We start from the raw sequence: 25,582 nt of genomic DNA, 5'->3' as shown, positions 1-25,582 counted from the left end.
GGGAAACATGGGCCTAAACGAGCCACAGGAAACAGCGCAGGAATCGGCGCGGGAAACAGCGCACGCAAGCGTTGAAGCGCGCATCGATCAGCTCGCGCGGCGAATCCATGCAATGCCGGCCAGCGAGCACGGTTTTGCTCACTTTGACGCCGAGGCCGCGCTGCGCCAAGCTGCGGAACAGGCTAAGAAACAGGCCAATACACGCGGCAGGCTGTCCGGCTGGCTGATCCCGGCAAAGGACCTTTCGCATGTGGCGGGCATGCCCACCTCCTTTGGTTCGGTTCATCGCGTGGAGTGGCCGGAGGAAACGGACCCTTTCATCGCGGCGTTTCAGCGCCTCGGCGCGATTGTCCCCGGCAAAACTCTTGCCTCTGAACTGGGGCTTTCCGCATACACTGAGCCGGTGGGACTTCCCGCGCCCACAAATCCACGCTTTCCCGGCGCAACCCCAGGCGGTTCTTCCGGTGGTGCCGCGGTGGCGGTGGCCAGGGGTTTGGTGCGCGCAGCTCACGGCTCCGACGGCGGCGGCTCTATCCGCGTTCCCGCTGCCGCTGTGGGCATCGTCGGCTACAAACCACCGCACAACACGCACCAGGCAAACCCGGTTGCTCAGGGCTTCCTTTCGGCAACGCTTGCCGACGCCGCCACGCTCGCCAACATACGGGCGCCGAGGCGCGGCGTTGCGGTTCGAGTGGGGGTGCTGATGGATCCGGTGCACGCCCAGGTGACGCCGGCCGAGCACATGCTGGTGGGCGTCGATACTGCTGCCGCTCGGCTTGCTACAGCGGGTCACGCGGTGAAAGCAGTGCCCGTGCCCTATGGGCCGGAGGTGTTCGAGGCGTTCCACACGCTGTTTGCATGGCGTTCCCGCACGGTGGAAGGCCATGGTTCGCCGCTGGTGGAGTGGCTGAGGGAAACCGGCTGGAAGGTTTCCGAGAACCAGGCACAGGCCGCAGCCCAGACGTTTGCGCAGGTAAAGACGCGGTTATTGGCGGCATGGGACGTGGACGTGGTACTCAGCCCCACCTTGGCATTTGATCCGCCAAAGATCGGCTATTTTTCCTCCATGCCACCAGAGGAAGACTTTTACGCCCAAACCCGTTGGACGCCCTGGGCAACCATGGCCAACATGTCCGGGTTGGGGGCGTTGACTGTGCCGGACGCCAATAAGGTGGGCCTGCACCTACTGAATTTGCGCCTCACCCCAGCGCAGCTCTTCGCGGTGGCGCAGGTTTTGGAGGGATCATGAGGGCGGCGCAGGTGCGCAAGCTACTGGCCATCGAAGTGGCGATCGTGCTGGTGCTCAGCTTTGGCACCTCTGGGCTACGTTCCTTGCTGCGGCTTATCAGTGCGCTTTTAGACCCCACGCCGCTGAATGAACAAAGCACCACATTGCACGCGCAACAGGTGGCGGTGCCGTGGCTGGATCTCGGGCTGCAGGTGCTCGGTGCGGCAACGTTGTTTTCCTGGGGTTGTTTAGCGCTGTACCTTCTGTGGCCCCACCACAAGTTGGCCATGCTGCAAGCCCGAGACTGGGGCTGGGGCGCGCTTCTGGCCGCGGTAATCGGGTTACCGGGGCTCGCCTTTTACCTCAGCGCACTGCATTTGGGTTTGAGCAAAGAAGTTGTACCCACCACTTTGGAGCACCTGTGGTGGGAAGTGCCGGTGCTACTGCTGTATTCAGCGGCCAACGCGTTTGCCGAGGAAATCGTGGTGGTCTTTTACTTCATCACCCGCTTGCGCGAGCTGCGGTGCGGGGTGTGGCCCGCAATCATCCTCGCGGCCCTCCTCCGCGGCAGTTACCATCTCTACCAGGGCGTTTCCGCCGGTGTGGGCAATGTGGTGATGGGGTTGCTCTTTGGCTGGGTGTTTGTGCGATACGGCAAGGTGTGGCCGCTGGTAGTGGCTCATTTTCTTATCGACGCCGTCGCGTTCGTAGGCTACAGCGCCGCCGCCGGGACTGCTGTGGGTGCGTGGCTGGGGATTTAGAGTGGCGCGTTTGCTGGTTTCTGGCGAGGTCTTGCGGGATCAGTAACGCGCATAGCTCTGGCTAAGATGTGCATATGAGCTCAGACAATTCCGAGTACGTCCTTGGCCGTGACGGAAAGCCCCTGCTTGACCGCTATGGGCGCCCCGTGCGCCGCCGCGGCCAGCAACCACCGCAGCGCCGGCCCCGTATGGACTCAGGAAAGGGCCCAGGAATGGGCTCGGGAATGGGCGCAGGAACGAATGTTGCGCCCACTCGTTTCGAATCCTTCCCAGCGCAGCAATCTGAGTGGCAGGCGCAGCAACCGGTGCCACCCGCGCAGCAGGCGCAGCGGCCGCAGCAGTATTTCCCAGCTCAGCACCCACAGCAGCCGCAGCAATATGCGCCGCAGCAACCTCAATACCAACCCCAATACCAACCGCAGCAGTACCAGCCCCAATACCAGCCGCAGTATCAGCGGCAGTTTCAGCCCCAGCCGGTTGGAGGTGGAGGTGGTGCGCGGCCGGTGCGGCGGCGTCGGAAAGCTCCTGGATGCCTGCGCAGCGTGAAGTGGATCCTTGCCACGCTGCTTGTGCTGGTGATTGCTGGCGGGCTGTGGCTGGATACTCGCCTGAGCCGGATTGAGGCCATGCCCACGCAGCAAATTGGCAATACGGCAGGGACGAACTGGCTGCTGGTGGGCTCGGATTCCCGAAGCGGGCTGAGTGAGGAGGATGTGGCTCGGCTGGGTACGGGTGGCGACATCGGCTCGATGCGCACAGACACCATCATGTTGCTCCACATCCCGAATACGGGGCAGGCAAAGTTGGTGTCGCTGCCGCGTGATTCCTATGTGGAAATTCCGGGTTACGGGATGGACAAGATCAACGCATCCTTCACCTATGGTGGCGCCCCGCTCCTCGTGAGCACGGTGGAAGGGGCAACTGGGCTACGCATTGACCACTACGCGGAAATCGGCATGGGTGGGCTGGCCAACGTGGTGGACGCCGTAGGCGGTATCCAGGTGTGCCCTGCGGAACCGATTGAGGACCCACTGGCACAACTGAGCATCACCGCAGGCTGCCAAACCGTGGACGGGCCCACCGCCTTGGGTTATGTGCGCACCCGAGCAACTGCGATGGGTGACATCGACCGCGTGCAGCGCCAACGCGAGTTCTTTGCCTCCCTGGTCAATGAATTGACCTCCCCCACCACCTGGGCAAATCCGCTGCGCATGTTGCCTACGCTCAATGCCGTCACCGGGAGCTTCACCGTGGATAATGGCGACCACATCTGGCACCTCGCCCGCGTGGCCCTCGCTATGCGTTCCGGTGTGCAAACCGAAACCGTGCCCTACGCAGGCTTTGCCTCCACCGAAGTAGGCGACGTTGTGCTCTGGGACGAGCAAGGTGCCGAAGCACTCTTTGGCGCAATGCGCTAGCAGGGAATGGTTCACAAATAGCAAAAGCCGTAATCGCGCCAGTGGTGGAGGGGCCTCCCCCACCAGGTGCGATTACGGCTCACTGCTGCGCTGCGCGTGTTTTATACAAGCGCGAGTTCTATACAAGCGCGTGTTCTCTGCAAGCGATAGCGAGTCTAGCGGATTGTGACCTGCCTGGACTTGATGTTTTCGAGCTGCTTGCGCTCCTCCGCGTTCAGATCGGCAGTGTTCTCCAGCTCAGCGGCGATCTTGGCGTCCAGCGCCTCCAGGTCTTCCTTGTAGCTTGCGGGCTCGCGCTCCGGCTCAAGGTCCCATACGGGAACCATGAGGTCGTTGGTGCGGAATACACCGGCGAACTTGGTTTCATCACCCAGCTTGAGTTCCCCGCGCGCCGCGATCCTTGCGAGTGCTGGCAGCAGCACGTCCTCGGCCTCGCTGCGCACCCAACGGATGTGCGCCTTGCCACCGGGGTTGACCCACCAGGTGGTGCCGGGTACATCGGCCTCCACGCGCTCGGAGGGCACCAGGGAGTCGTTAGCCATCTGCAGGATCTGCGCAACCTGCGGGTTACTGCTTGCCCCGGCTGGGAACCACCACGCGAAGTCGTGGTGCTCCACAACCTCGAACTCACCCTTCGGGTCGAGGATTTCGGTGAGCGGCGGCTGCGTGCCGTCGGCAATGCCCGTTTCCAACGTCTGGCCCGGCTTGGCGTTGCGCGCCCAGTTCAGCGCAAACGCCAGGTCACGGCCCGGATTGTTGGAACGGTTGCGGGTCTGCAGCGCCACAAACGCATCATCACTGGTGCCTTCACCGTATTCACGCACCAACGCAGCAGCGCCGCCTGGCAGCACGGTACATAGGTAAACATCGCGCGGGGAGTCCACAACGGAAACCTTCACGGTAGCGGAAGGCACGAATTCCTGCACCGCCACCAGGGTGGTTTCAAAAGGGTACTCGGCGTATGGACGCGGGTCCTTCTCAAATGCAGCGCGTTCCTGCGCACGAGCAGCGAGCTTTGCCTGGCGGCGGCTCATGCCCTCAGGCAGGTTGTCCTTCTTGCGGTTCTTTTTAGCCATTCCACCAATTTACCCGTTTCCCCGGCGGCTACCCCAGCCGGGCAATCCAAGTGGCCGGGGTGGCGGTTCAACATCAGCCAAAGAGCTTGAGCGCAATGTCTGGGAAGTCCGTGGCCATCATGGAAACACCCTGTTCCTTGGCCCAGAGCATGTCTTCTTCCTTATTCACCGTCCACATGTACGCGCCCTTCTTGCCGCTGGTAATCAGCGACGGCGTAAGGCGACCACGCATCACGGACAGGCCCTTGGCGGTGGGGGTGGAGAAGCCGAAGTCACGTGGGTTGTAGCGCAGCTCCCATTCCCGACGCAGGTAGATGCGGTCAAGATGCGGCGCCAATGCCGCCATGCGGCGGATAGCGGCGTGGGAAAATGAGATGATGTGAATCCGCGGATCTTCCAACAAGCCACGGTAGCGCAGGCGCAGCGCCACCTGCTCCTCAAGGATGGGACCAGTGACCACTGGGTGCTTGGTTTCAATGTAGAGGTGCTTGTCCGGGTAATCCTCCATGATGTCCAGCAACTCATCAAGGGTGAGCACCCGCTGCACCTCGTCTTGTGTGCCAATGTTGAGGCGCTTGAGTTGGGAAACGGTTGCCCTGGAAACGCGCATCGGGTCACCTGCAGTGCGCAGCATTGTGGCGTCGTGGTTGCACACCACCTGGCCGTCTGCGGAGAGGCGAACATCGCACTCCACACCGTGGATGGGCATTTCAAGGGCACTCCGGAACGCGATTTCGGACATCTCTGGGTAGTGGCCCCGAAATCCTCGGTGCGCAATGATGTGCATGGTTTCAATCCCTCTGACACTTGGCTGACAAACCGCTGCCTATTGTAAACCGACCGCAAGAAAACCGCTTCCCGCGGATACTTGCCTGCACCCGCCTCCGGGTGAGCAAAGAACAACACCCCAGCACGCAGAGGTTCACAGCGCGGCTGGGGTAATGCGGGCCCAATAGCCCTGGTGAGGTAGGCCAGTTCAGGCTTACTTCGCTGGGAAGAACTCCTCCTGCACGGCGCGCAGGGTGTTGGCGGAGTGCGTGAAGCGCTCCATCTCGTGGTCGGTGAGCTCCAGCTCCACAACGCGGTTGATGCCGCGGCGGTTGATGATCGCTGGGGTGCCAATGTAGATGTCTTCCTGGCCGTATTCGCCCTGCAACAGCGCGGAAACAGGCAGCGCCACCTCTTGGTTGTGGATCACAGCGCGGGTGATGCGGGCCAAGCCCATGCCGATGCCGTAGGAGGTGGAACCCTTAGCCTCGATGATGTTGTAGGCGGCGTCGCGGGTTTCCTCAAACACCTTCTCCAGCTCGGCCTCCAGGCCTGGGTTCTTCTCAAGCTGCTTGCGCATGGACACACCAGCCACGGTGGCAGAGGAAAGCACTGGGAGTTCGGTGTCGCCGTGCTCGCCGATGATGTAGGCGTGGATGGAGCTTGGGGCAACGTCGTAACGCTCGCCCAGCATGTAGCGGAAACGTGCGGAGTCCAGCACGGTGCCGGAACCAATGACGCGGTGCCAATCCAAACCGGAGTACTTCCACACGGCATAGGTGAGCACGTCCACTGGGTTGGAAGCGATGAGGAAGATGCCGTCAAAGTTGTTGGCCATTACCTGGTCCACGATGGACTTCATGATGTGCATGTTCTTATCCACCAACTGCAGGCGGGTTTCACCAGGCTTCTGGGCAGCGCCAGCGCAAATCACCACCATTGCTGCGTCTTCGCAATCAGCGTAGGTGCCCTTGGTGACGCGGGTGCGCGACTGTGCCCACACCACACCATGGTTCAGATCCTTGACGTTACCCTCGAGCTTCTTCTCGTCGATGTCAATAATCGCCAGGTGATCCACGGTGCCCTGATTCACCAAAGCAAAAGCGTAAGCAACACCAACATCGCCGGCGCCGATCAGCACAACCTTGTTTCCAACGATCTTCTTCATGAAGCGACCCTCTCTCCGCAGAAAATGATTCACCCCCAACTATGCCCGATTAATTGGTTTCATGCCCGTTTTGAGGGATTTTTCACAGATTTTCCCACGGTCTTCGCCACAGTCTTCCCCACGGACTCCGCCTACCGACGCCACCGCCTCAGCCCCACCCGCACTTCAAAATAATCAACCCCCAAGAAGCACACTCTGAACTGCTCCTCGGGGGTTGATGTTTCGCATAGGCACTACTGGCCGTTGTGGCGCCCGCTTTCCCGGCGCAGCACCAGCACGCCGGCTGCAACCAATGCGAAAGCGGCAGCGCTAATACCCATCATGCCGGCTACACCGGTTTGCGCGAGCTCTTGCGCACCGGCGCTGCGGCCTGAGCCTGAGCCTGAGGAGCCTGAGCGGCTGGCGCGGATGGCTGCGGAGCGTCCGGAGAAACCGGCTGATCAGGGGTAAACGGATTTGGCACTGGGATGGGCAGCGGAATGATTGGGATCTCTACCTCTTCGGCTACTGGCACCTCGGCGGAGTCAGCTACAGCGAGCTTCAACTTTTTCCCGATTGGATTGCCCTTGGAATCGGTTTCACCGGTATCGGTTGGCACGGCATCGTCTGCGGTGGCGGTGGCGGTGTTGTGGATGAGTGAATCCGCCGCCAGCGCATCCTTAACGTCCTGCGCGGTGACGGTGTGGGACGCCGTGCAGGTGAGCGTTTCAGAGCGGTCCAGAATGTTGAGCACCTCTTCGTTGTTGCATTGCAAGCTGCCCTTATCGAACATCGGGTCGGTGACCTGAATGTTTTCCAGCACGTCATCGGTGTTCACGGTGATGGTGTAGTTGATGATTTCACCAGCATCGGCCTTGCCATTGCCGTTGCGATCCACCAACTGGGCGGCCTTGTTGATGCGCATGTTGGTCTCTCCAAGACCAGCAGCCACAATCACTGGATCACCGGAGCCGGCCTCATTGAAAGGAGTGAGGCGGAAGTAGTAGGTCTTGTTGCGCATAGCATCAGGCACGGCAACATAAATTTCCTCCGCACCCGCCGCAGCGGCCTGGCTGTACTGAGTCCACGTTTTGCCGTCATCGTAGGAAATCTCCACCACAACGTCCTTGAGATCCGTCTGGTGTTTCTCGGGCGTTGGGTCTACCCAGCGAATCTGTGCGATGGACTCCACTTGGTCTTCCATCACAGGTTTGCCCTGCTCATCAAAGATGAGCGAACCGTTCGCGTCAGTGGCTTGGGTGGTGTTCACCCGGTTGAACATGGTTGCCTTAGCGTCGGTCACTGAGCCTGGGGTTTTGCCGTAAATCTGCACGCGGGAGATCACGCGTGGGTCGCGATCCGTGCCATCCCACTGCTGCGTGGTGGCGTACACCAAACCGCGAGAGTCCATCACCACGCCGCGTGGGGACTGCTTACCAATACTGCCGTTCCACAGGTTACCCAGGTTGTCTACGTCGAGCTGGAGTACATCTTCCGGCACGCCGGTGGTTGCATTGAAGAACCAGATTCTGCCGCCGTTATCGGTGTAATCCACGGCGTCTGCGTCGGTAACGCCCTTGAATGCGTCACGGGACTGGCCGTTTTGGTCCCACGCGATGATGAGGTTGCGCTCCTCGTCAAAGGTCACGCCAAAGGCGTGGCCGCGCTCGCGCCATGCGGCGTCATCACCCATTGGTGCGGCGGTGGCGGTGATGGTGCCATCTTCGTTGCGTGTGAAATCCGTTGGGATCACGATGTCCTGCAAGCGATTTCCCTGCTGGTCAAACACGCGGATGGACCGCTGGTATTGGTGCATTGCAACGTAGATGTTGCCGGTGTTTTGGTCAATGGACATGCCCCATGGTGCCTGCGCGGTAGGAATGGAACGCTTGAACTCGCCCGTTGCCTTGTCATACACATTGATCTTCTGGTTGTAGGAGGTCACAAACAGTTCATTGCCGTATGCATCAATGCCGTAGGGCTCGGTAAGTGCTCCAGCTCCGGTGGGCTTGTAGGATTGGATCACGTTGCCATCGGCATCAAATTGGGTGTAGCCGTTGCGGCTGGAATCCACAATCCACACGTTGCCGGAGGTGGAATCCACGTACACGCCGCGCGGGGTTTGGAAGGTCATGCCGGTGGGGCTTTCAAACACGTCGCCATCACCAACGGGCGCACCAACGCCGTCGCTCGCGGAGTCTTCGGTAGCGTTGAAGAAGCCATTGCCGGCGTACTGGCCCGCCTTGGGATTTACTGCGTCATAGCCGAACACTGCAGGGGTGCCGCCAAGGCAAATGTCGAACCCAAAAATGGTGCGGCATTTTGCGTTAGAGGTGGCGTAGATTTCCCCAGTCGCATCATTGATACCCAGGCCGTAGTACATGTACGGCCGGCCATCGGGAACCGTGCTTTGCTGCAGGTCACCCACGTAGCCCCACTTGCCGGAGCCAATGGCCTTGCCGGAGGTGCCGCGGTTGAACTCATTGCCCGCAGCGCCGAACTCGCCGGGGTCAGCAGGGGTGTCGGAGGCAGCGGGAACGTCATACCCGCGCAGCGCTACGGCATCAGCATCGCGGTCCACCGTGTCCGTATCCTTCGAGATGGGCACAGCCTCATCCTCCGAGATGGGCACAGCCTTCTCAGCATCCTCATCTTCCTGCGTCCTCGGAGCAACCACAGTAGTGGTCGCGGTGCTGGTCGGGTAGTCCAAGAGGTTGCGCTCGGTCTCGCCTTGAACTCGCTCATGCTGCGCGGCCAAATGATCCGTTGGGATCTCCGTAGTTGGGGCAACGTTTTCTGGGCCCGCGGTGGCGCTCAGCGTTTCGGTTGCGTCTTGGGCAAAAGAATGGACGGGTAGCGCAACGGTGACCAGCGCGGTGCAAGCCACGGTGGAAAAGATACGGCGGCGCAGGCGGTGGTGCTCCTGGGACTGAGACTTCACAAGCAGTTCCTTAAAAACTGAGATTTTCCTTAGCGAAGCACCAAACCTACACCGCAGGCCTGCTACGCACAAACCGCGCCGCTAGGCTGTACTTCATGTCAGCTCCCGGCCCCGCAGCCATCCTTTTTGACCTGGATGACACCCTCATTGACTCCGCCCACGCCGCCCACGCTGGGGCAATCGCCTGGCATCAGGAGATCGGCGCCCCGGGCACTCCAGACCCTGAACGCTGGCGTTCCATCGAAATCGCCTGGTACAAGCGCTTCGAGCGCAGAGAGACCACCTATCTGGGCCAGCGCATCGGCCGCGTCCGGGAGTACCTCAACGCCCCCGACCTCCCAGAAGAAGAAGCCCTGGAGCTGCTACAGCGCTTCTATCCGCACTACTTGGCTGCAACAACTGCGTTTCCCGACGCCCCCAGCGCCCTAGAGCGCGCCCGCCGCACGGGAGCTACGGTGGGTATTTTCACAAACGGTGGCTTTGAGATGCAATTCAGCAAAATGGAGCACGCAGGCATTGCCCACCCCTGGCTCAAAGTATTCGCAGCGGTGGAGCTGGGCCACCCGAAACCCCAGCCGCAGGCCTACGCCAAGGTGGCCCAGCTCCTTGGCACCAGCAACATCACCATGGTGGGTGACAACCTAGAAAACGACGTCCTCGCGCCGCTCCAAGCCGGGTGGCAGGCGGTGTACCTGCAGCGCCCCGGCGCGCCGCAAGCACCTGCGGGCGTTGTGGGCGTCGGCACCCTTGATGAACTCTTCTAGAGCTCGCAGGCAACACCCGTGGAATGATGCGGGCAGTACCCCAGCGGATTTTTGTCCAGGTACTGCTGATGTTCGTCTTCTGCGCGGTAGTAGGCGCCGGCCGGGGTCTCGGCCAGCGGAAGGACCTCGGTGGTGATGCCGCTGTAGCCCGCCGCGCGCAGGGCCGGCTCGTAGGCCTGCACGATCTCCTGGGCGCGCTGGGCTTGGGCCACGGTGGCGGTGTAGATCGCGGAGCGGTATTGCGTACCGACGTCATTGCCTTGGCGGAAACCCTGAGTAGGATCATGCGCCTCAAGGGCTTTCACCACGATTTCATCGAAGCTGATTTGGGTGGGGTCATACACAACCTCCACGATCTCCGTGTGGTTGGTGCGCCCCGTGCACACTTCCCGGTAGGTGGGGTTCGGCGTCACACCTCCAGCAAAACCAACTGAGGTGGACTCCACGCCGGGGGTTTCCCAAAACATCTTTTCTGCACCCCAATAGCAGCCTAGCCCCACATACACCACCTCTTGACCTTGCTTCCAAGGCCCCGTAATGGGGGTGCCCAGCACCGTGTGCGGCTTCGGCTCAGCGAGCACCGGCATGCTCCCACCTTTCAGGGCCTGCTCAGGGTCTACCAGGTGGGGCTGAATTGGCGGGAAAAGAAAACCCATGATGCTCCTTATATTCTGCGGCAAATTGTGCGGCGAGGCGTTTCAGGCTTTTCCTACAGCGCTGCACCTTCCTGCAGTATTCCATGATGCCTTCCGGTGACACCTCCGCTGGACGTCAAAAGCCTTCCCCAATATTTTTGTTGCGAAATTCCAGCATTGACCTATCATGGTTGACATGCCCCCAATGTGGCGGCCGCAGCACACTCGCTGGGGTGGCCACACTGCTCGGGACAGCGAAAATTAGCACAACGAACATCCGGAAGGATTGATCATCATGGCACAGAAGTACACCCTGCCAGAGCTTGACTACGCATACGACGCTCTCGAGCCCCACATCAGCGCCGAGATTATGGAGCTGCACCACTCCAAGCACCACCAGAACTACGTCAACGGTGCAAACACCGCACTGGAGAAGCTTGAGGCTGCTCGCAAGGATGGCTCCATCGCCGCTGTAGTTACCGCCCTGTCCAAGGACCTGGCCTTCAACTTGGGTGGCCACACCAACCACTCCCTGTTCTGGAAGAACCTCTCCCCTAACGGTGGCGGCGAGCCAACCGGCGCTCTTGCTGAGGCAATCAACGCTGAGTTCGGTTCCTTCGATGCTTTCAAGGCTCACTTCAACGCAGCAGCCCTGGGCCTGCAGGGTTCCGGCTGGGCAGTGCTCGGTTACGACAAGGTAGGCGAGCGCCTGGTCATCGAGCAGATGACCGACCAGCAGGGCAACCTCTCCATCGACCTCGAGCCACTCCTGCTGCTCGACATGTGGGAGCACGCTTTCTACCTGCAGTACAAGAACGTGAAGGCTGACTACGTTGAGGCAGTCTGGAACGTCTTCAACTGGGACGAGGTTGCAAAGCGTTACGAGGCTGCAACCAAGTAAGAAACCTAAAAGGCGCGCATCAGCGCTGGCATCACCCCGCTTCGGCGGGGTTTTGCCTTTTTGGGCCCTTGGGCGCAAGGCGCCATGGCGAATGATGCCCGTCTTCGGTGGCATTTCTCACGACCGAGGCCACTGGCTTTAGCTTGTGCGCCCGCGTGGGTAGATTGCGTTGCATGAGCACCAGTCCCCTGCCCCACCCCACTGTGTCACCGGCCCTCCATACCCCGACGGAACACGGCCCCAACGGCACAGACGGCCCGAGCCAGCACTCCCAATCCAGCAAACGCCTGCGTGCAAACGCGTGGCATCGCAAAGCTGGCCGGCCGGTGCAGATCTGGTTGGCGCTCATTGTGGTGGTCGGTCTGTTCCACTGGGCAATTCCGCAGTACCGCTGGCTGCTCATTCACCTGTTCACCTTGGGTGCGGTCACGAACTCTATCCAGTTGTGGTCGCAGCATTTCACAGAGAATTTTCTGCATACCCGCCTGCCAGAGGAGAGCCGTGCGTGGCAGGTGCGGCGCATTTGGATTCTGAATGCGGGTATCGCAATTACGCTCGTCGGAAAGCTTGCCAACCTGTGGCCGGTGACTGCCACTGGCGCCACGGTGGTTGGCGGCTCGCTGCTGTTCCACGCCTGCTACCTGGGCTGGCAGTTTCGGGCCAGCTCGCGTGGCCAACGCTACCGCCACCTGGTAAGCACCTACATTATCGCCGCAGCGTGCCTGCCAATAGGCGCGGTGTTCGGGGCAATGATGGCCGCCGAGGCCTGGGACAAAGAAAAACTTCTGCTCGCACACCTGGTGGTGAACCTACTGGGCTTCGTGGGGCTTACGGCCTTCGCCTCCCTCATGGTGCTCTTCCCCACCCTCTGGCGCACCCAAGCCGGTCCGGAACACATCCGTTCTGCGCTGGGGCTCATGACACTCGGCGTTACTGTTGCAACGGGAGCAGCGCTTGCCGACGTCCCCAAGGCGGCAGCCGCGGGCCTCATCCTGTACGCGGCGGGTTGGCTCGTGGCGGGGCGTTCCTGGCTGCACTGCGTGCGCACGGTGCTGCACGACCCACGCGACCGCATTTCCTACAGCGCTGTGGGCGTCGGACTCGCTCCCCTATGGCTGCTGTACGGTCTGGGGGCCTGCGCGGTGAGTGCGCTCCAGGCGCAGCGGGTGGTAGACATTGCATTGCCCACTTTGCCGCTGCTCGTGGGGTTCGCTGCGCAACTACTGATCAGCGTGCTGAGTTTCCTGCTGCCTTCGAACATCGGCGGGGGTCCCGCGGCTACGCGCACCGGTTTGGCTGTGATGGGGCGTGCAGGTTTGCTGCGGGCAACGCTGCTCAATGTGGGTTTGGCGCTGTGGTTGCTGGCGGATCAGTCGTGGTTGCGGGTGGCGCTTTCCCTGCTGGTGTTCGCTTCATTGGCGGTGTTCCTGCTGCTGGTGCCGCAGGCGGTGCGCGCGCAGCTCGGGGTGATTCGCAAGAAACGCGAACCGATTGCCCTGCCGGATTCCCCACGCTACAACCAGGTGAGCCTAGGCGTGGCCACACTGGCGCTGGTGGTGGCGTGCTTCGGTGGGCTTGCCGCGCCCGTTGCTCCTTTGCCGGCGTCGGGATCCAGCGGCGGGCCAGTGACTGAAGTGACGGTAGAGATGACGGGGATGCACTTTGCGCCTGACGTCATCACAGTGCCAGCGGGCAATGAGCTATCCATCACGCTGGTCAACAACGACGATCAACCCCACGACCTCCGCCTGGACAACGGTGCGCAATCCGGGCGCCTACTGCCCGGTGAAACCATCACCTTCTCCGCCGGGGCGATCAACGCGGCAATCGAAGGCTGGTGCACCATCGCCGGGCACCGACAGCAGGGGATGACGCTGCAAGTCGTGCCTGAATAGGAAGCAGCGATTCGACCCTCCAAGCTCCTAACCGAGCTTCGGCGCACCCGGCGCGCCCGCGGCCAGCCATTTCCGCACGGCGGCGGTGGCTTGGCAGTCGTCGCCGTTGTAGCTGAGTAGGGTATCCCGTGCGGCTTGCGGATCGGCGCCCTCCACCTGCCCGATGGCTTCAAGGTAGAGCGCCACTGAGGCCTCGCCGTCCACGTTGTCTTGCGCCCAGTGGTAGCCGGCTTGCGGCGCCACCACTTTCAACCCGATACCCTCCGGGCCCACGAGCTGCGCCTTTACTGAAGCAAAGACGTCGATCCACTGCGGGGAGCTGATGAACTCGGTGACTTCCTCCACACTGGGCACGTCGGGGTATTTGCCGTGGAAGCGCCGGGCGGAGAACTTCAGCCAGTGGTTTTCGCCGTGCGCGGAATAGCAGAACACGCCCAGCGATTTGCCCGCCTGTGCGGCAGCGCGGCGTTGCTCCACCAACCAGGCCCAAAAGTTGGCAAAGTTGCGCGCCTCCTCGGCTTGGCCGAGCCCACCCCAGGTGACAAAGGGGCGGTAGCTGCGGCCGTCGAACGTGCCCCAGAGGTAGGCACCCTGGTCAAGGTATGCCTCCACGTCCACGTCAATTTCCACATCGAACCGTGGAAACTGCACCTCATCAGCTGTTTTGAGCACGGGGATTCCGGCGCGCCACGCGGCGGCCAAGAGCGATGGCGGGCCCAGGCGTGCGTCGATAAGCCCCTGCACCGTCTCAATGCCCTGCTCCCGGAACGCTTGGCCGCGGTCGCCGGGGAGGAAGAGACTGAGGTCGTCACGGGCCTGGAGTTCCTGCTGGCAGTGCCGCCAGAACCGGCAGCCTACGCATTCTTTGATGCGGCGCGCTTGGGTGGCGGCAGGGATGCGCAGTGCTGCGTCGAGGCCGGGTTGCAGCAGGTCAGTGTTCAGAATGTAGGCCTGTGCGCGGTTCTGCCCGATCAGCGCCCCACGCCGCGACCCAAGCCCCAGCTCCTCCAGCGCCCGCGCCGCCGCGGCAAGCGTAAAGGAATCAATCGAGTGGTGTTTCAGCCGCGCCCCCACCGTATAACCCGCGCCGAGCCCCAGCCGCGACGTATCCACCACCCGCACCTGCCTGCGCGTATCCGTTGCCGGCCGCGCCACCCGGTGATTGCTCACCAGCAGCGGCATATAGGTGCCGTCAGCCCTGCGGATCAAGGCGTCGAGCGCCACCAGCACGCTGCCTTCGCTGCCTGGGTCGCCTATCGACGCGCGCAGCACCGCAGATGTCACAATGTTCGCCCGCGCCGCCAGGGCTTCAAGGGTGGCGAACTCCCGCTCATCCTCGGTGTCGCTGCCCGCCAAGTCAATGCGCAAGAAATTCCTGCGATCACCCTTGGCGGGGGCGGTTGGCAGGGTTGCTAGCACCTCCTCACGGGCGGTGGCCAGGCGTAATTTGCGCAGCGCAGACTGCTCGGTGGGCGAGGTGTCAGGGAAACGGCTCTGCTGCACCCGCCGGTATTGGCACCCCACCAGGTCCGCCGGCTGGATGACTGCTGGCGTGAAGGGGTCAATGCTTGCTGCTGAAATGGGCTGCTGCTCCAAAAGTCTTTTGCTGTGCGAGGATTGTTGAAGTTGAGCTCCACGCTCGTGCGTGGGTCTGCGTTCCAAGCCTAACGCCTTGAGGGACTGCAACCCCAGTTCCCAAGGTTCGTGTGACAGGCGGACTATGTATGGCGGGCGGTAAATGTTGCGACTGACTAGTAGGCTTTAGGGGAATTGGTTCATACAACCGGAACTGGATGAGGAACAGATGGGTATTTTCAAGGCAATCCGCAACGCCCGCATCGATGCAAAGGCAAAGATTAAGGCCGCTGAGGCCCAAGCCCGCCAAGAGGTGAAAGAGGCGCACAAGTTGGAATTGCGCCGCACAAAACTGCTCACTAAGGCAGAGAAACGCGTGTCAAAGGAAGAAGCCAAGGGCCTTAAGCGCAAGCGCAAGCACGATGAAAAGATGGCCAAAGAGCTCACCCAACAAATGCGCGCAGGCAAATTTAATAAAGACACCGTCATGCGTTACTCCGGTGCCGCCCGCGCAATTGCCCCGCTGGCATTGCCACTGGCTTTCCGCGGCCTCATGGCGATCCGCGAATACCTCAACGGGCGCCGGGCAAACGCTTTGGGCGTTTCCCGCGCGGACCTCGGCCGTTTTGCCGGCCACGGCGCAGAACAAAAGGCCCGCATTGAGGCAATGCGTTCCTCCTTGAAGGTCACCAACCTGCCCCAGGGCTTCAAAGAGGACGCGAAAGACCGCCTTGAGGAGCTGGAGGATTCCGCAAACAACGCTGAATACATGACTCCGGAATTGCGTACCCGCGCACTTCGGGCAATCAGCGCCGATTTGGATCAGATTGCAAAGCAAATCCAGCAAAAGCGCCAAAAGCAAATCTAAATCCACTTTTGCAGGCACCTGCTGATACTGGTGCGCAAGCAATTTTGGAGCACTTTTATTGATTGCTTGGTGAAAGCGCTTTCCAGAGACTACTATTTAGGCCGTACGCTGATAATCAATGAGCGTACGGCCTAAATTCATCTTTGTTCAATCGTTGAACAGCACTTATTTTCCCCAGAAAACTAAGGAAGGACCACTGATGGCGCGCCGCGAAATCACCCAGTATTTTGATGACCTGGATAACACCCCATTGACCGAGGAAGAAGTGCACATTGTGAACTTCACCGTCAATGGCGTGGAATACGTAATGGACCTTTCCGCAAAGAACGCCGAGAAGTTCCATGAGGTGCTGGAGCCCTACCTTTCCTCAGCACGCAAGCTCAGCACCGGCCGCCGCCCAGCCTTTTCTCCTAAGTACGACCCAAAGGCGGTTCGCGTGTGGGCCAAGGGCATGGGCTACGAGGTTTCCACCCGCGGCAAGATCCCGCAGCACATCATTGATGAGTACCTCCAGGCCGGCGCCTAACCCTTAAGGCCAAAAGCCGAAAGCCTACAGCACACCCTGCTCCCGGGCCGCCGCCACCGCCGAGGTGCGCGACCGCACACCCATTTTGTCGTAGATATGCACAAGGTGGCTTTTCACGGTGGCCTCGGAAAGCAGCAGGATGTGCCCAATTTCCTTGTTGGAACTTCCAGCCGCCACCAACTTCAGCACCTCCAACTCCCTTGGGGTGAGCGAGGTTCGGGGAGTACGCACGCGAGTCATGAGACGCGTGGCTACCGTGGGGGAAAGGGTGGAATCACCTTCAGCGGCGGAACGCACCGCAGCCAACAACTCCTCCGGGGGTGCGTCTTTGAGCAGGTAGCCAAGCGCGCCTGCCTCAATGGCGCCGAGGATGTCTGCGTCGGTGTCGTAGTTGGTCACCACCAGCACATGCGGGGGTTGCGCAATGGTGCGCTTGATCTCCGCGGTGGCGTCCGCCCCGGTGCGCAGCTTGGTGCCCTCAACGCCTGCTCCGAAGCGAAGATCCATGAGGATCACATCGATCCCACCCGCCTGAGCTGCAGCGATGGCATCTTCAGCGGTGGCTACTTCACCCACAACCTCAATGTCTGTGGTGCTTTCCAACACCGCACGCAGCCCGAGGCGCACGATCTCGTGGTCGTCGGCAAGCAGCACCCGAATCATCGCTTCGCTCCATCCTCCCCACCCTAAAGTTGGGGGTCAGTTCCACATAACGGGCTAAAGTCTACCCCTTTTGATTGATGGGCAGTGCCAGCGAAACCGCCGTTCCCTCCCCCGGCGCGCTTTCCACCTCCAGCACACCACCTTGCTCGCGGGCGCGCTGGCGCATCGCTGCCAACCCGATGTGCCCCAGCCCCGCGTGCTCACTGGATACGGCGGCGGGATCAAAGCCCTGGCCGTCATCCACCACGTCCAGGCGCACCTCGTCCTCCTCATACGTCAGCGTCACCTGGCAGCGGGTGGCGTGGGCATGTTTTGCCACGTTCCCCAGCGCACCCTGCGCGATCCGCAGCAACGACGCCTCCGTGCGCATCGGCAACTGGCGCTCCTCCCCCTCCACAAGGATGCATACTTCCGGGCCCACCACCTGGTTCGCTGCGCGGTGCAGCGCCCCCTCCAGGGACGTTTTCGAAAGCGCCGCCGGCTGCAACGCCGCGATCATGGCTCGGGCTTCACTCAAGTTGTCCGCCGCGGTCTGGCGAGCCAATTCCATGCGTTTCAAAGGAAGCAGGCGCTCCTCTTCGGACATGGAGGAATTGAGGATGTCCTGCTCAGCCACCCGCAGCAGCATTTGGATGCTGGAAAGGCCCTGGGCGAGCGTGTCATGGATTTCATGGGCAATGCGTTGGCGTTCTTCCGCTACACCCGCAGCGCGTTCGGTTGCGGCCAACTGGTTACGGGTGCTCATCAGCTCCTCAATCAGCGCTTCACGCTCCCTCGCGCCGCGCCAGGAAGCCACGAACGCCAAATGCATGCCGATCACCACGAGCGCACTCACCACAGGCCCCACCACCGCGCCAAAGGTGATCTCCGGCCAGCGGCTCATCACCGCCATGAACGTCAGCGCCACGATGGCCACCACGCCGCGGATGTCCGGGATCACGCGCAGCACCATAAAGTACATGGGCAGCACTAGGTACACCGCCACCGGAATCACCGGCAGCATGAGCACCCACACCGCGGTGAGCAGCGCAATCCACAGCAGACGCAGCCACGGCTCGGAGACATCCTGGCGCGTATCCCGACGCAGCATGCCTGTGGCGTACACCATTGCAAAAGCAGCGGTGAGACCCACCGCGATGAATGCCTGGTTCTGCTGCCCCGTCTGCACCAGCGCCACCACGAGCAGTACCGACGTCAACGTGTTCACCGCCATCGCCAGTTTGTTTGCCCCTGGCGCGGTGGAGTAAATGTTGCTTTCTTCCCGGTTGAGCTCTGGGAGGCGGAACCACCCACGCTTACTTTCTGCAGCCGCGTTGGTGTTTTCCATTTCAGACTCTAGGCTGAATTCCATGACTCGTACCTTACTGCTTCCCGTGCTCACCACCGCCGCCCTGGCGCTTAGCGCTTGCGGAAATCAACCGAGTGGAACGGAAACGAGTGCGCAGGCAACCGAGGCGGTGGCGTCGGCCTCTGAAGCCGCGGTGCTTGACCAGGGCCTGCCTATTGACGCCCTCCCGGAGGTCCCCGGTGGACGCGAGTCCTGGGAAGAGTGCCCGTACCTGGATACGCAATGGGTGGCAGACACCAACGGCCAGCGCATGACCGGCGTAGGCATTGACACCCGCTTTGACACCCCCGCCTGTGTGTTCTGGTCCTACCCCGAGGAGCCGCAGGCCACGGTGATTGTGCGTCATATGCCGGATCAGGAGTCGGCGATTCGCGTGGTGAACTGGGCCGCCCCGATCGCGGAGACTGAGCCGGTAAACCCACCCGCGGATGATCCAGACGGCTGGATGGGCGGGCGCATCGGCAACGAGTTCGGCTCCAAATATGCCGTACAGAAGGGCAACATCGCCGTGGTGGTGTTCAGTAACCAGAATCAGTCTGTGAAGGCGGAAAGCATCGCGCTGGAGGCTATCAACCGCCTCGGATTGTAACTGCTATACCGGGGCGGGGCTGCCTAGACTGCTACGTCGTTGTAGGGCATCATGGTGGACACCCAGGGGAACACCACTTCCATGAGCAGGAAGAATACCCCCACGAGCACCGCCAGGGTGATGAGCAACTTCACGATGAAAGGCCCAGGCAGGCTGCGCCAGAAAAGTCCGTACATGTTGTTTATGCCTCCTGGAGTACGGCTGGGCGGGAGTCGTCACCAACCTTGGGGATGGAATCGGTGAGCATACCGTGGACGATCATGCGCTCCGCGTTTGAGAACTGCGGGTGGCAGGTGGTCAGCGTGATCATCTTTTCCATGCCTGGGTCCGCGGTGATGATGTCCGTGCCGGGAACCGCGCTGATGGTGTTGATATCACCAGGAGTGGTGATGTAGCGGCCGTTCACGCCGGCGTATTCGCCGCTGATCATGCGCTCGGTCTGCTCCGGGGTGAAGCAGTCCAGGGCCTCGGTGCGGCGAGCTTCACCTTGGGCGTCGATCGGCAGCACCCGGTACACCTCCCACGCGGTTTGGGTTTCGATCACGATGGCGTCACAGGTCTGCAGGTTGCCAAGGTCATTGAACGGTGCGCCCTTGCCCACGCGGTGCCCGGCGATGGCAAAGTTGCCAGCCTCACCCGGCATCTGCGTATCCACGTAGCGCCCTGGGCCGCGGTTCAAATCCTCATCAGAGGTGCCCTCCACTACGGCGAACTGGAAATCAGAGCCAAAGGTGGGGATGTAGAGGCGCGCAAACGCATCACCGAGCGCCGGGGTAATCTGCCCGCGCGGGTTCACGCGCTGGTTCTGCCACTGCTCCTCCATTTGCGCGTCCGCAGCCGCGTTGGCCTTGCCGGAAGCAATGTTGGTCCAATAGGACTCATAGAACGCGAACAGGAACAGCACCACACCCACGGTGAGCAACAACTCGCCGATGACCTGGGAGATGGATACCTTGGAACGGCGTGGCTGTGGGTTCTGCGTGTGTCCCCCAGGCGCGCTGATGGTTGAAGTACTCATAGTGAAAAGCGCTTGTCCTCACAGTTTCTTGAAAGCATGCGCCTTGCAGTCTAGCCTTTTGTGCTCACAAAGCGGTAGCCCCAGCAAGCTGTGGGTAGTATTAAGCCGTTCAAGCCGTGCCTGTGGCCCTGCGAGCGCCGGGCAACGCTGAGTGGTGCGGCGCGTGGCGGCGTCGGCAGTGCCAGACAGTGCCCGAGAAGCAACACCAGAAGCCCCCACTACCCGCAGTGAGCGGCAGAGCAAGGAGAGCGTTCACGCCCATGTTGGAATGGTTCATCTACCCGGTATCAGGCATCATGCGCCTGTGGCATTGGCTGTTCACCAGCACTTTTGGGTTGGCCGAGGACACCGCGTGGATCGCATCCATCTTCGCGCTCGTTGTGACGGTGCGCAGCCTGATCGCGCCATTCTTCTGGATGCAAAGCAAGTCCGCGCGGCTCGGGGTGCTCATGCGCCCGCACCAGTACCGAATCCGTCAGGAATATGGCGAGAAAACGGACCGCGAATCCATTGAAAAGCAGCGCCAGCTCAACAAAGAATTAGCAAAAGAGTATAACTACAATGCTTTAGCCGGATGTGTGCCAGCTCTCATTCAGGTGCCCGTGTTCCTGGGGCTTTACCAGGTGTTGCTGCGCATGGCGCGCCCCACCGAGGGCCTGGACACAGCGCAGCACGCTCCGATTGGCCTACTGACCTCGGATAATGTTCGTTCCTTCCTGGAGGTTCGGATCAACGACGTCCCCCTGCCGGCGTACATCGCCATGTCTGACGAAGCCCTCAACCGCCTGGGTACCACTCAAGAGGCTGTGCAGAACTTCATCACCCCGTGGCTGCTCGCTGCCTGCGGGTTCACCATGATCAACATGCTGATTTCCGTGATCCGAAACCGCTACACCACGGACCACGACATCGAGTTCAACGTCAAGATGAACAACATCCTCGCGGCCTTCGTGGTGATCGCCCCCCTCATGCTCCTTATGATCGGTATCACCGGCCCAATCCCCGTGGCCATCATCCTTTACTGGTTCGCCAACAACACCTGGACCTTCCTCCAAACGGCGCTTGTATACACCATCATCACTCTGCGCTATCCCTTTGACCAGGAGCACAAAGACTTCCAAGCTTCCCGACGCGCCCAGCGCCAGCAGCGGCGCAGCGAACTCCGCGCGTACAAGCGGTCCCTGCGCAGCCATCGGATCCGCAGCATCACCCAGCCAAGCAAGGCTGCGGAGCATCGCCAGGCGCTCAAGGATTTGAAACAAGAACGCATTGATGCCGCGGCCGCCGAGAAGGCGCGGAAGAAGGAGATCCGTAAACAGCGCAGCGCCATTGAGTCAGAGCTCACCAAAGAGCGCATGAATGAGCGCATGGAGCGGATCCGCGCGAAGCGAGCGGCGAAGCGTGGTGCAGTTAATGAAACGGTGGCTGAGAACTTGGGGTCAGGAGACGATGAGGCACGCGGCAGCGAGACGTCGAACTAGATGGAGTAATCCGCTGGCGGAGCAGACAACAACTGCAATGCGAGGTCCCGAGCGGTGCGCAGCGAATCCAAATTGCGGTTGAGGCGCCCGCCGGCCAGACCACCGTCAAGGAAAATCATGAGCTGCTGTGCCTGGGTCACCCCAGGGTAGCCATTCTTTTCCTCCAGCAGGTCAGTGAGGGTTTGCAGCACCCAGCGGCGGTGTTCGTGGACCACTGCAACGATTTCCCGCTCGGTCTCCGTTTCCGGGCGCGGGTATTCATTCGCCGCGTTTTGGAAGTGCGAACCACGGAAGTCCGCGTTGGGCTGCTCCTCAATGCACTGGTCAAAGAAGGCGAGGATCTTCCATTCCGGGTCCTTCATGCCCTCACAGCGCGCGTAGTAGTCTGCGCGCGCTTGCTCGTCTAGGGCCTCAAGATATGCGATGACCAGCTTGTCCTTGGAACCGAACAGGGAGTACAGGCTGGCTTTGGCAACGTCCGCCTCACGGAGAATCCTGTCAATGCCGATCACGCGGATACCCTCAGTGGTAAACAGCGTGGTGGCGCTTTGCAGGAGCCGCTCACGTGGACTCGGGCGGTTTCGGCGGCGCGAAGCACTCTTCTTAGCACCAGATGCCGCTGTGGAGGTTGCCACCTACGCTTCTCCTTGCCTTTGACGTGTTGAAGACCTGTGCATGCCCCAATAAGGCACTGCGTTCCACTATAAACGAACAGATCGGTCTATTCAATCGGTATTTTGCGGTTTGATTGGCCGATGGGGCTTTCCAGCCAGGAGAACCTTGCGTTGTTGAGGTGCCCCAGTGCGCAAAAAAGCCCCAGCCCATACGGGCTGAGGCTTTGCGTGCTGCGAAGCGCCTACTTGCGTCCGCGCACCATATTCACGATGGTCAGCAGGATCACTGCACCAATCAAGCACGTAACAAAGCTGAAGATCCAGCCGCCACCGGCAACGTCGAAGCCGATGAGGGTGAGCAGCCAGCCGCCGATGAAGCCGCCAACAACACCTACGATGATGTTCAGCAGAACGCCCTGTTCTGCGTCAGTGCCCTTAATCTTGGAGGCAATCCAGCCTGCCAGGCCGCCAATGATAATCCAACCGATAAAACCGAGGGATGGCATAACAACTCCTTAAAAATTTGTTTTCAATTTCACGTTGAAATGAATTATCAACAATTCGTAAGTTTCTTTTAGGTCCTGAACATCTGAGCGAGCGATAAACAATCTATTATCGATTCAGAGCGGACACAGTTTGACTCAAGAAATTATTGTTAAGTTTCCCAACTTCCCCCACCCTACGTGAACCGCAACGTTGCTGCACCTCTCAAGCTGCAGTTATAGGAACTTGTGTACTTGTCCACTATCAGAAAACCCGCCCTCACCAGTAGGTAAAGGCGGGCTGTAACAATTATGTAACACTTGCATTTACGCGCATATTACACGCCTGTTCTGCACCCAATCAACGGCATTTAGGCGCCTTCATTTGGGCGCACAACCACCAGCGGGCATGGTGCCTGCTGGAGCAGTGCACGGGAGGTGGAGCCGAGCAGCATGCCGCGGAACCCGCCTCGTCCATGAGAGCCGACCACGAGCAGTTGGGCGTCGGTAGCGTTCTCCACGAGGGCACGGATCGGCCGGTCACGGGCAATCACCATTTCCACCTCCACGCCTGGGTATTTGTTGAGCATAGGCTCGATGCGCTCATGCAGAAGCGCGGTCTGCTCGCGTTCGATCTCTTCCCAGTCCTGCTGCGCTGCGGCCAAACCGGCGAGGGAAGCCTGCACCTGCATATCCATCCACGTGTGCACAGCCACCAGCTTCGCCCCACGAGCTTGCGCCTCCTGGAATGCGAAGTCCGTGGCGCGCTGGGAGACGTCGGAACCATCTACGCCTACCACCACGGGGCCGTACTTGTTGGCCTCAGTGACCTGGTTGTCTTCGCGTACCACAACCACCGGGCAGTGCGCGTGGCTGACTACGGCCGCAGAGACGGAGCCCATCACCATGCCGGAAAGGCCGCCCAGGCCGCGGGAGCCCATCACGATCATGGTGACGGTTTCAGACATTTCAAGGAGCATGTCGATCGGGCTCCCCTCAGCAACGGTGTAGCCCACCTTGAGGTCTGGGGCTACCTCGAACGCAATGTTGCGTGCGGCCTCGATGATCTCCATGGATTCTGCCTGGAGCTCCTCGAACAGCTCTTGCGGCGGCACCATTCCCTCTGCGTAGAGGAACTGCGGCATGGTGTAGCTAGAAGCTAGGCGCAGGGGGATCCCTCGCTTGTTTGCGGTGTTTGCAGCCCAGCGCACGGCGTTCTTGGAGGCGTCGGACCCATCAACTGCTACGACGACGATATTTTCAACGGACATGACTCACCCTTCATTGCCCTTTCTCAGCCCTTTGCGACGTTGGGGCGGGCCTTTGAACCCCTTGACCGCCTGCGCGGTGCGAACTATCTTCATCCTAACGCCACGCAACTGGTCATGACCAGTGTTTGCCAGAGGACAAGCCCCCGCAATAGGGAATCCGCTGCGCAGTATGAGCAGGTTACGAGTGGCGAGGGCGCTGCCCTAGATGTGTGCTGCGGGGGCGTTTGCGGGGTACAGTACCATGAAAATGGCCTGCAGTACGCGCGCAATCACTGCGCCAATACCCTGCGAAAAGAAGTCAACAACCGGCTGAAGGAGTGCATTTAAATCCATGGCAGATAGGCTAGTACAGTTTCCCCTCGGGCGCAGCCCTCTGCCAATCAAAGACGGCCTCAACCCCAGCCGCGCGCGAGTCCCCGCCGAGTTCGTGGGCGCCACCGCCTGGGACTTCGCATGGCACCTCATCAAGACGCAAAGAAGGCGTGCCGACGGCGACAACGAGGCAGGGCTCGAGGCTCGCTTCGCAGCTCAGGAGGTCATCATCGGGCCGAAGTTCGCGGTGGCGACACCAACAACGGTGCTGCAAGAGCACGATGACCTCTGGTTCTACCGTATCCCCTTCCCCGAAAAGCCCCTTCCCTATCAGTGCGAAATCATTTTTGAAGACGCCAACCTGCTTGTTGTGGACAAACCCCCGTTTATGGCCACGATGCCTAGGGGTATGCACATCGTGAATACTGCGACCGTGCAACTGCGCCGTTCAACCGGACTCGACGATTTGGCCCCGGCCCACCGGCTGGACCGACTAACCTCTGGGGTGTTGGTGTTCACCAAGCACAAGGCCGTGCGGGGCGCGTACCAAGAGTTGTTTGCTCGCCGCGAAGCGCAGAAAACGTATGAGGCTATTGCAGCTTTTGATGCTTCGGTGACTGCGGGCACTCGCTGGGCTTCCCGTATGGATAAAACCCCTGGACAAGTGCAGGCGTTGATTGTTGATGGGGAGCCTAATGCGTTTACGGTTGTTGCCGGCGTTTCGCGTTTGGAACCCGCGCGTGAACGGGAGTTGCAGGAGCTGCATGGAGTGGACGGCTCTCTAGGGTGTTATGTGTTGAAGCCTGAGACGGGCAAGACGCATCAGTTGCGGTTGCATATGCTGCAAGCCGGTGTGCCTATTTTGGGTGATCCGGCATATCCTACGGTTTTACCTTTGGAGGCGGAGGATTATGCTCGGCCGATGCATTTGACGGCGAAGGTGCTGGAGTTTGTTGATCCACTCAGCGGTGTGCCGCGGAGGTTTGAGGCTCTGCGGAGCTGGTGAATTGTGTGAAGATGCAAATGATGCGGGGTGCCTGTTGGGGCGCCCCGCATCATCTTTTGTGTTTTTTTAGTTTTAGGTCGGCGGTGACTTACTCTCCCACACCCTCCCGGGTGCAGTACCATCAGCGCTGTCGGGCTTAGCTTCCGGGTTCGGAATGGGACCGGGCGTGGCCCCGACGCTATAACCACCGACACATCATTTTGTTGTTGTGTTGCTGTAGTTGTTGTTTTGTTTGTGGGGTGTTGTGTCAGATACTGCATAGTGGACGCGGGCGTATCAACAATTCTTCTCTGTG

General features: G+C 60.6%; 26 protein-coding genes and 1 rRNA gene. 11 read left to right on the top strand and 16 right to left on the bottom strand.

The window, feature by feature from the left end:
- The first annotated feature begins 7 nt into the window (after positions 1-7).
- The 3 genes from NQ050_RS09445 (at position 8) to NQ050_RS09435 (ending at position 3,407) form a co-directional block, all read left to right on the top strand.
- Positions 8-1,249 (top strand): amidase, encoded by a 1,242-nt coding sequence (locus NQ050_RS09445; RefSeq protein ID WP_257039061.1) that lies wholly within the window; start codon positions 8-10, stop codon positions 1,247-1,249.
- Positions 1,246-1,989: a CPBP family intramembrane glutamic endopeptidase gene (locus NQ050_RS09440; protein WP_257039060.1), complete on the top strand. Its 744-nt coding sequence runs from the start codon at positions 1,246-1,248 to the stop codon at positions 1,987-1,989. The genes NQ050_RS09445 and NQ050_RS09440 overlap by 4 nt, the downstream gene beginning before the upstream one ends.
- Before the next feature lie 68 nt (positions 1,990-2,057).
- Positions 2,058-3,407, top strand: coding sequence for an LCP family protein (locus NQ050_RS09435; RefSeq protein WP_373456441.1), 1,350 nt, complete (start codon positions 2,058-2,060; stop codon positions 3,405-3,407).
- A 155-nt stretch (positions 3,408-3,562) separates the two neighbouring features.
- On the opposite strand, the gene NQ050_RS09430 is transcribed toward NQ050_RS09435, so the two are convergent.
- From NQ050_RS09430 to NQ050_RS09410, 5 genes are all read right to left on the bottom strand, one after another.
- On the bottom strand, positions 3,563-4,483 hold the full coding sequence (locus NQ050_RS09430) for a DUF5926 family protein (RefSeq protein WP_257039058.1): 921 nt from the start codon (positions 4,481-4,483) through the stop codon (positions 3,563-3,565).
- A gap of 73 nt (positions 4,484-4,556) precedes the next feature.
- Positions 4,557-5,270 (bottom strand): glycerophosphodiester phosphodiesterase family protein, encoded by a 714-nt coding sequence (locus NQ050_RS09425; protein WP_257039057.1) that lies wholly within the window; start codon positions 5,268-5,270, stop codon positions 4,557-4,559.
- A gap of 195 nt (positions 5,271-5,465) precedes the next feature.
- The gene (locus NQ050_RS09420) at positions 5,466-6,419 is read right to left on the bottom strand and encodes an L-lactate dehydrogenase (protein ID WP_257039055.1); all 954 of its coding nucleotides are present in this window, start codon (positions 6,417-6,419) and stop codon (positions 5,466-5,468) included.
- Positions 6,420-6,652: 233 nt separating this feature from the next.
- On the bottom strand, positions 6,653-6,742 hold the full coding sequence (locus NQ050_RS09415; protein WP_257039054.1) for a hypothetical protein: 90 nt from the start codon (positions 6,740-6,742) through the stop codon (positions 6,653-6,655).
- A 5-nt stretch (positions 6,743-6,747) separates the two neighbouring features.
- Positions 6,748-9,339 (bottom strand): hypothetical protein, encoded by a 2,592-nt coding sequence (locus NQ050_RS09410; RefSeq protein WP_257039052.1) that lies wholly within the window; start codon positions 9,337-9,339, stop codon positions 6,748-6,750.
- A 95-nt stretch (positions 9,340-9,434) separates the two neighbouring features.
- Here NQ050_RS09410 and NQ050_RS09405 point away from each other — a divergent pair, with 95 nt between their 5' ends.
- Positions 9,435-10,103, top strand: coding sequence for an HAD family hydrolase (locus NQ050_RS09405; RefSeq protein ID WP_257039051.1), 669 nt, complete (start codon positions 9,435-9,437; stop codon positions 10,101-10,103).
- Here NQ050_RS09405 and msrA read toward each other — a convergent pair.
- Entirely contained in the window at positions 10,100-10,759 is a 660-nt protein-coding gene (gene msrA / locus NQ050_RS09400; RefSeq protein WP_257039049.1) for a peptide-methionine (S)-S-oxide reductase MsrA, read from the bottom strand. The two genes, NQ050_RS09405 and msrA, sit on opposite strands and share 4 nt — an antisense overlap.
- Before the next feature lie 274 nt (positions 10,760-11,033).
- Between msrA and NQ050_RS09395 the strand changes: the two genes are divergently transcribed.
- A complete protein-coding gene (locus NQ050_RS09395; RefSeq protein WP_257039048.1) occupies positions 11,034-11,639 on the top strand; it encodes a superoxide dismutase in 606 nt (201 codons plus the stop codon).
- A gap of 173 nt (positions 11,640-11,812) precedes the next feature.
- Positions 11,813-13,534, top strand: a complete 1,722-nt coding sequence (locus tag NQ050_RS09390) for a cupredoxin domain-containing protein (protein ID WP_257039047.1) — start codon at positions 11,813-11,815, stop codon at positions 13,532-13,534.
- 27 nt (positions 13,535-13,561) lie between these two features.
- Here the strand turns inward: NQ050_RS09390 and NQ050_RS09385 are convergent, their stop codons facing one another.
- Positions 13,562-15,130, bottom strand: a complete 1,569-nt coding sequence (locus NQ050_RS09385; RefSeq protein WP_257039046.1) for a TM0106 family RecB-like putative nuclease — start codon at positions 15,128-15,130, stop codon at positions 13,562-13,564.
- Positions 15,131-15,338: 208 nt separating this feature from the next.
- Between NQ050_RS09385 and NQ050_RS09380 the strand changes: the two genes are divergently transcribed.
- Both NQ050_RS09380 and NQ050_RS09375 read left to right on the top strand, forming a co-directional pair.
- The gene (locus tag NQ050_RS09380; RefSeq protein ID WP_257039044.1) at positions 15,339-15,977 is read left to right on the top strand and encodes a DUF6474 family protein; all 639 of its coding nucleotides are present in this window, start codon (positions 15,339-15,341) and stop codon (positions 15,975-15,977) included.
- Positions 15,978-16,176: 199 nt separating this feature from the next.
- The gene (locus NQ050_RS09375) at positions 16,177-16,503 is read left to right on the top strand and encodes an Lsr2 family protein (protein ID WP_257039043.1); all 327 of its coding nucleotides are present in this window, start codon (positions 16,177-16,179) and stop codon (positions 16,501-16,503) included.
- 24 nt (positions 16,504-16,527) lie between these two features.
- Here NQ050_RS09375 and NQ050_RS09370 read toward each other — a convergent pair whose 3' ends face one another.
- Positions 16,528-17,166: a response regulator transcription factor gene (locus NQ050_RS09370; protein WP_257039042.1), complete on the bottom strand. Its 639-nt coding sequence runs from the start codon at positions 17,164-17,166 to the stop codon at positions 16,528-16,530.
- 61 nt (positions 17,167-17,227) lie between these two features.
- Positions 17,228-18,517 carry a sensor histidine kinase gene (locus tag NQ050_RS09365; protein ID WP_257039041.1) on the bottom strand — a complete coding sequence of 430 codons (1,290 nt, stop codon included), beginning with the start codon at positions 18,515-18,517 and terminating at the stop codon, positions 17,228-17,230.
- Between NQ050_RS09365 and NQ050_RS09360 the strand changes: the two genes are divergently transcribed.
- Complete coding sequence (locus NQ050_RS09360; protein WP_257039040.1) at positions 18,516-19,103, top strand: DUF2020 domain-containing protein; 588 nt, start codon at positions 18,516-18,518, stop codon at positions 19,101-19,103. The two genes, NQ050_RS09365 and NQ050_RS09360, sit on opposite strands and share 2 nt — an antisense overlap.
- A gap of 23 nt (positions 19,104-19,126) precedes the next feature.
- On the opposite strand, the gene NQ050_RS09355 is transcribed toward NQ050_RS09360, so the two are convergent.
- Together NQ050_RS09355 and NQ050_RS09350 are read right to left on the bottom strand one after the other, a co-directional pair.
- On the bottom strand, positions 19,127-19,279 hold the full coding sequence (locus tag NQ050_RS09355; RefSeq protein WP_257039039.1) for a hypothetical protein: 153 nt from the start codon (positions 19,277-19,279) through the stop codon (positions 19,127-19,129).
- A gap of 5 nt (positions 19,280-19,284) precedes the next feature.
- Complete coding sequence (locus tag NQ050_RS09350; RefSeq protein ID WP_257039038.1) at positions 19,285-20,121, bottom strand: class E sortase; 837 nt, start codon at positions 20,119-20,121, stop codon at positions 19,285-19,287.
- Positions 20,122-20,381: 260 nt separating this feature from the next.
- Between NQ050_RS09350 and yidC the strand changes: the two genes are divergently transcribed.
- On the top strand, positions 20,382-21,602 hold the full coding sequence (gene yidC, locus NQ050_RS09345; RefSeq protein ID WP_257039037.1) for a membrane protein insertase YidC: 1,221 nt from the start codon (positions 20,382-20,384) through the stop codon (positions 21,600-21,602).
- Here yidC and NQ050_RS09340 read toward each other — a convergent pair.
- From NQ050_RS09340 to NQ050_RS09325, 4 genes are all read right to left on the bottom strand, one after another.
- Positions 21,599-22,237: a TetR/AcrR family transcriptional regulator gene (locus NQ050_RS09340; protein ID WP_257039036.1), complete on the bottom strand. Its 639-nt coding sequence runs from the start codon at positions 22,235-22,237 to the stop codon at positions 21,599-21,601. The two genes, yidC and NQ050_RS09340, sit on opposite strands and share 4 nt — an antisense overlap.
- 221 nt (positions 22,238-22,458) lie before the next feature.
- Entirely contained in the window at positions 22,459-22,722 is a 264-nt protein-coding gene (locus NQ050_RS09335; protein ID WP_257039035.1) for a GlsB/YeaQ/YmgE family stress response membrane protein, read from the bottom strand.
- Positions 22,723-23,069: 347 nt separating this feature from the next.
- Complete coding sequence (locus NQ050_RS09330) at positions 23,070-23,969, bottom strand: universal stress protein (protein WP_257039033.1); 900 nt, start codon at positions 23,967-23,969, stop codon at positions 23,070-23,072.
- 201 nt (positions 23,970-24,170) lie between these two features.
- Positions 24,171-24,302, bottom strand: a complete 132-nt coding sequence (locus tag NQ050_RS09325) for a hypothetical protein (RefSeq protein WP_257039031.1) — start codon at positions 24,300-24,302, stop codon at positions 24,171-24,173.
- Between NQ050_RS09325 and NQ050_RS09320 the strand changes: the two genes are divergently transcribed.
- Positions 24,301-25,287, top strand: a complete 987-nt coding sequence (locus NQ050_RS09320; protein WP_257039030.1) for a pseudouridine synthase — start codon at positions 24,301-24,303, stop codon at positions 25,285-25,287. The two genes, NQ050_RS09325 and NQ050_RS09320, sit on opposite strands and share 2 nt — an antisense overlap.
- A gap of 75 nt (positions 25,288-25,362) precedes the next feature.
- Here the strand turns inward: NQ050_RS09320 and rrf are convergent.
- Positions 25,363-25,479 (bottom strand): 5S ribosomal RNA (gene rrf, locus NQ050_RS09315).
- Positions 25,480-25,582 lie beyond the last annotated feature (103 nt).

The organism is Corynebacterium sp. 122RC1, from assembly GCF_024580955.1.
GTDB classification, from domain to species: Bacteria; Actinomycetota; Actinomycetes; order Mycobacteriales; family Mycobacteriaceae; genus Corynebacterium; species Corynebacterium kozikiae.
Note: the sequence above shows the minus strand (reverse complement) of the source record. Positions and strands in the feature narration are given on the sequence as shown.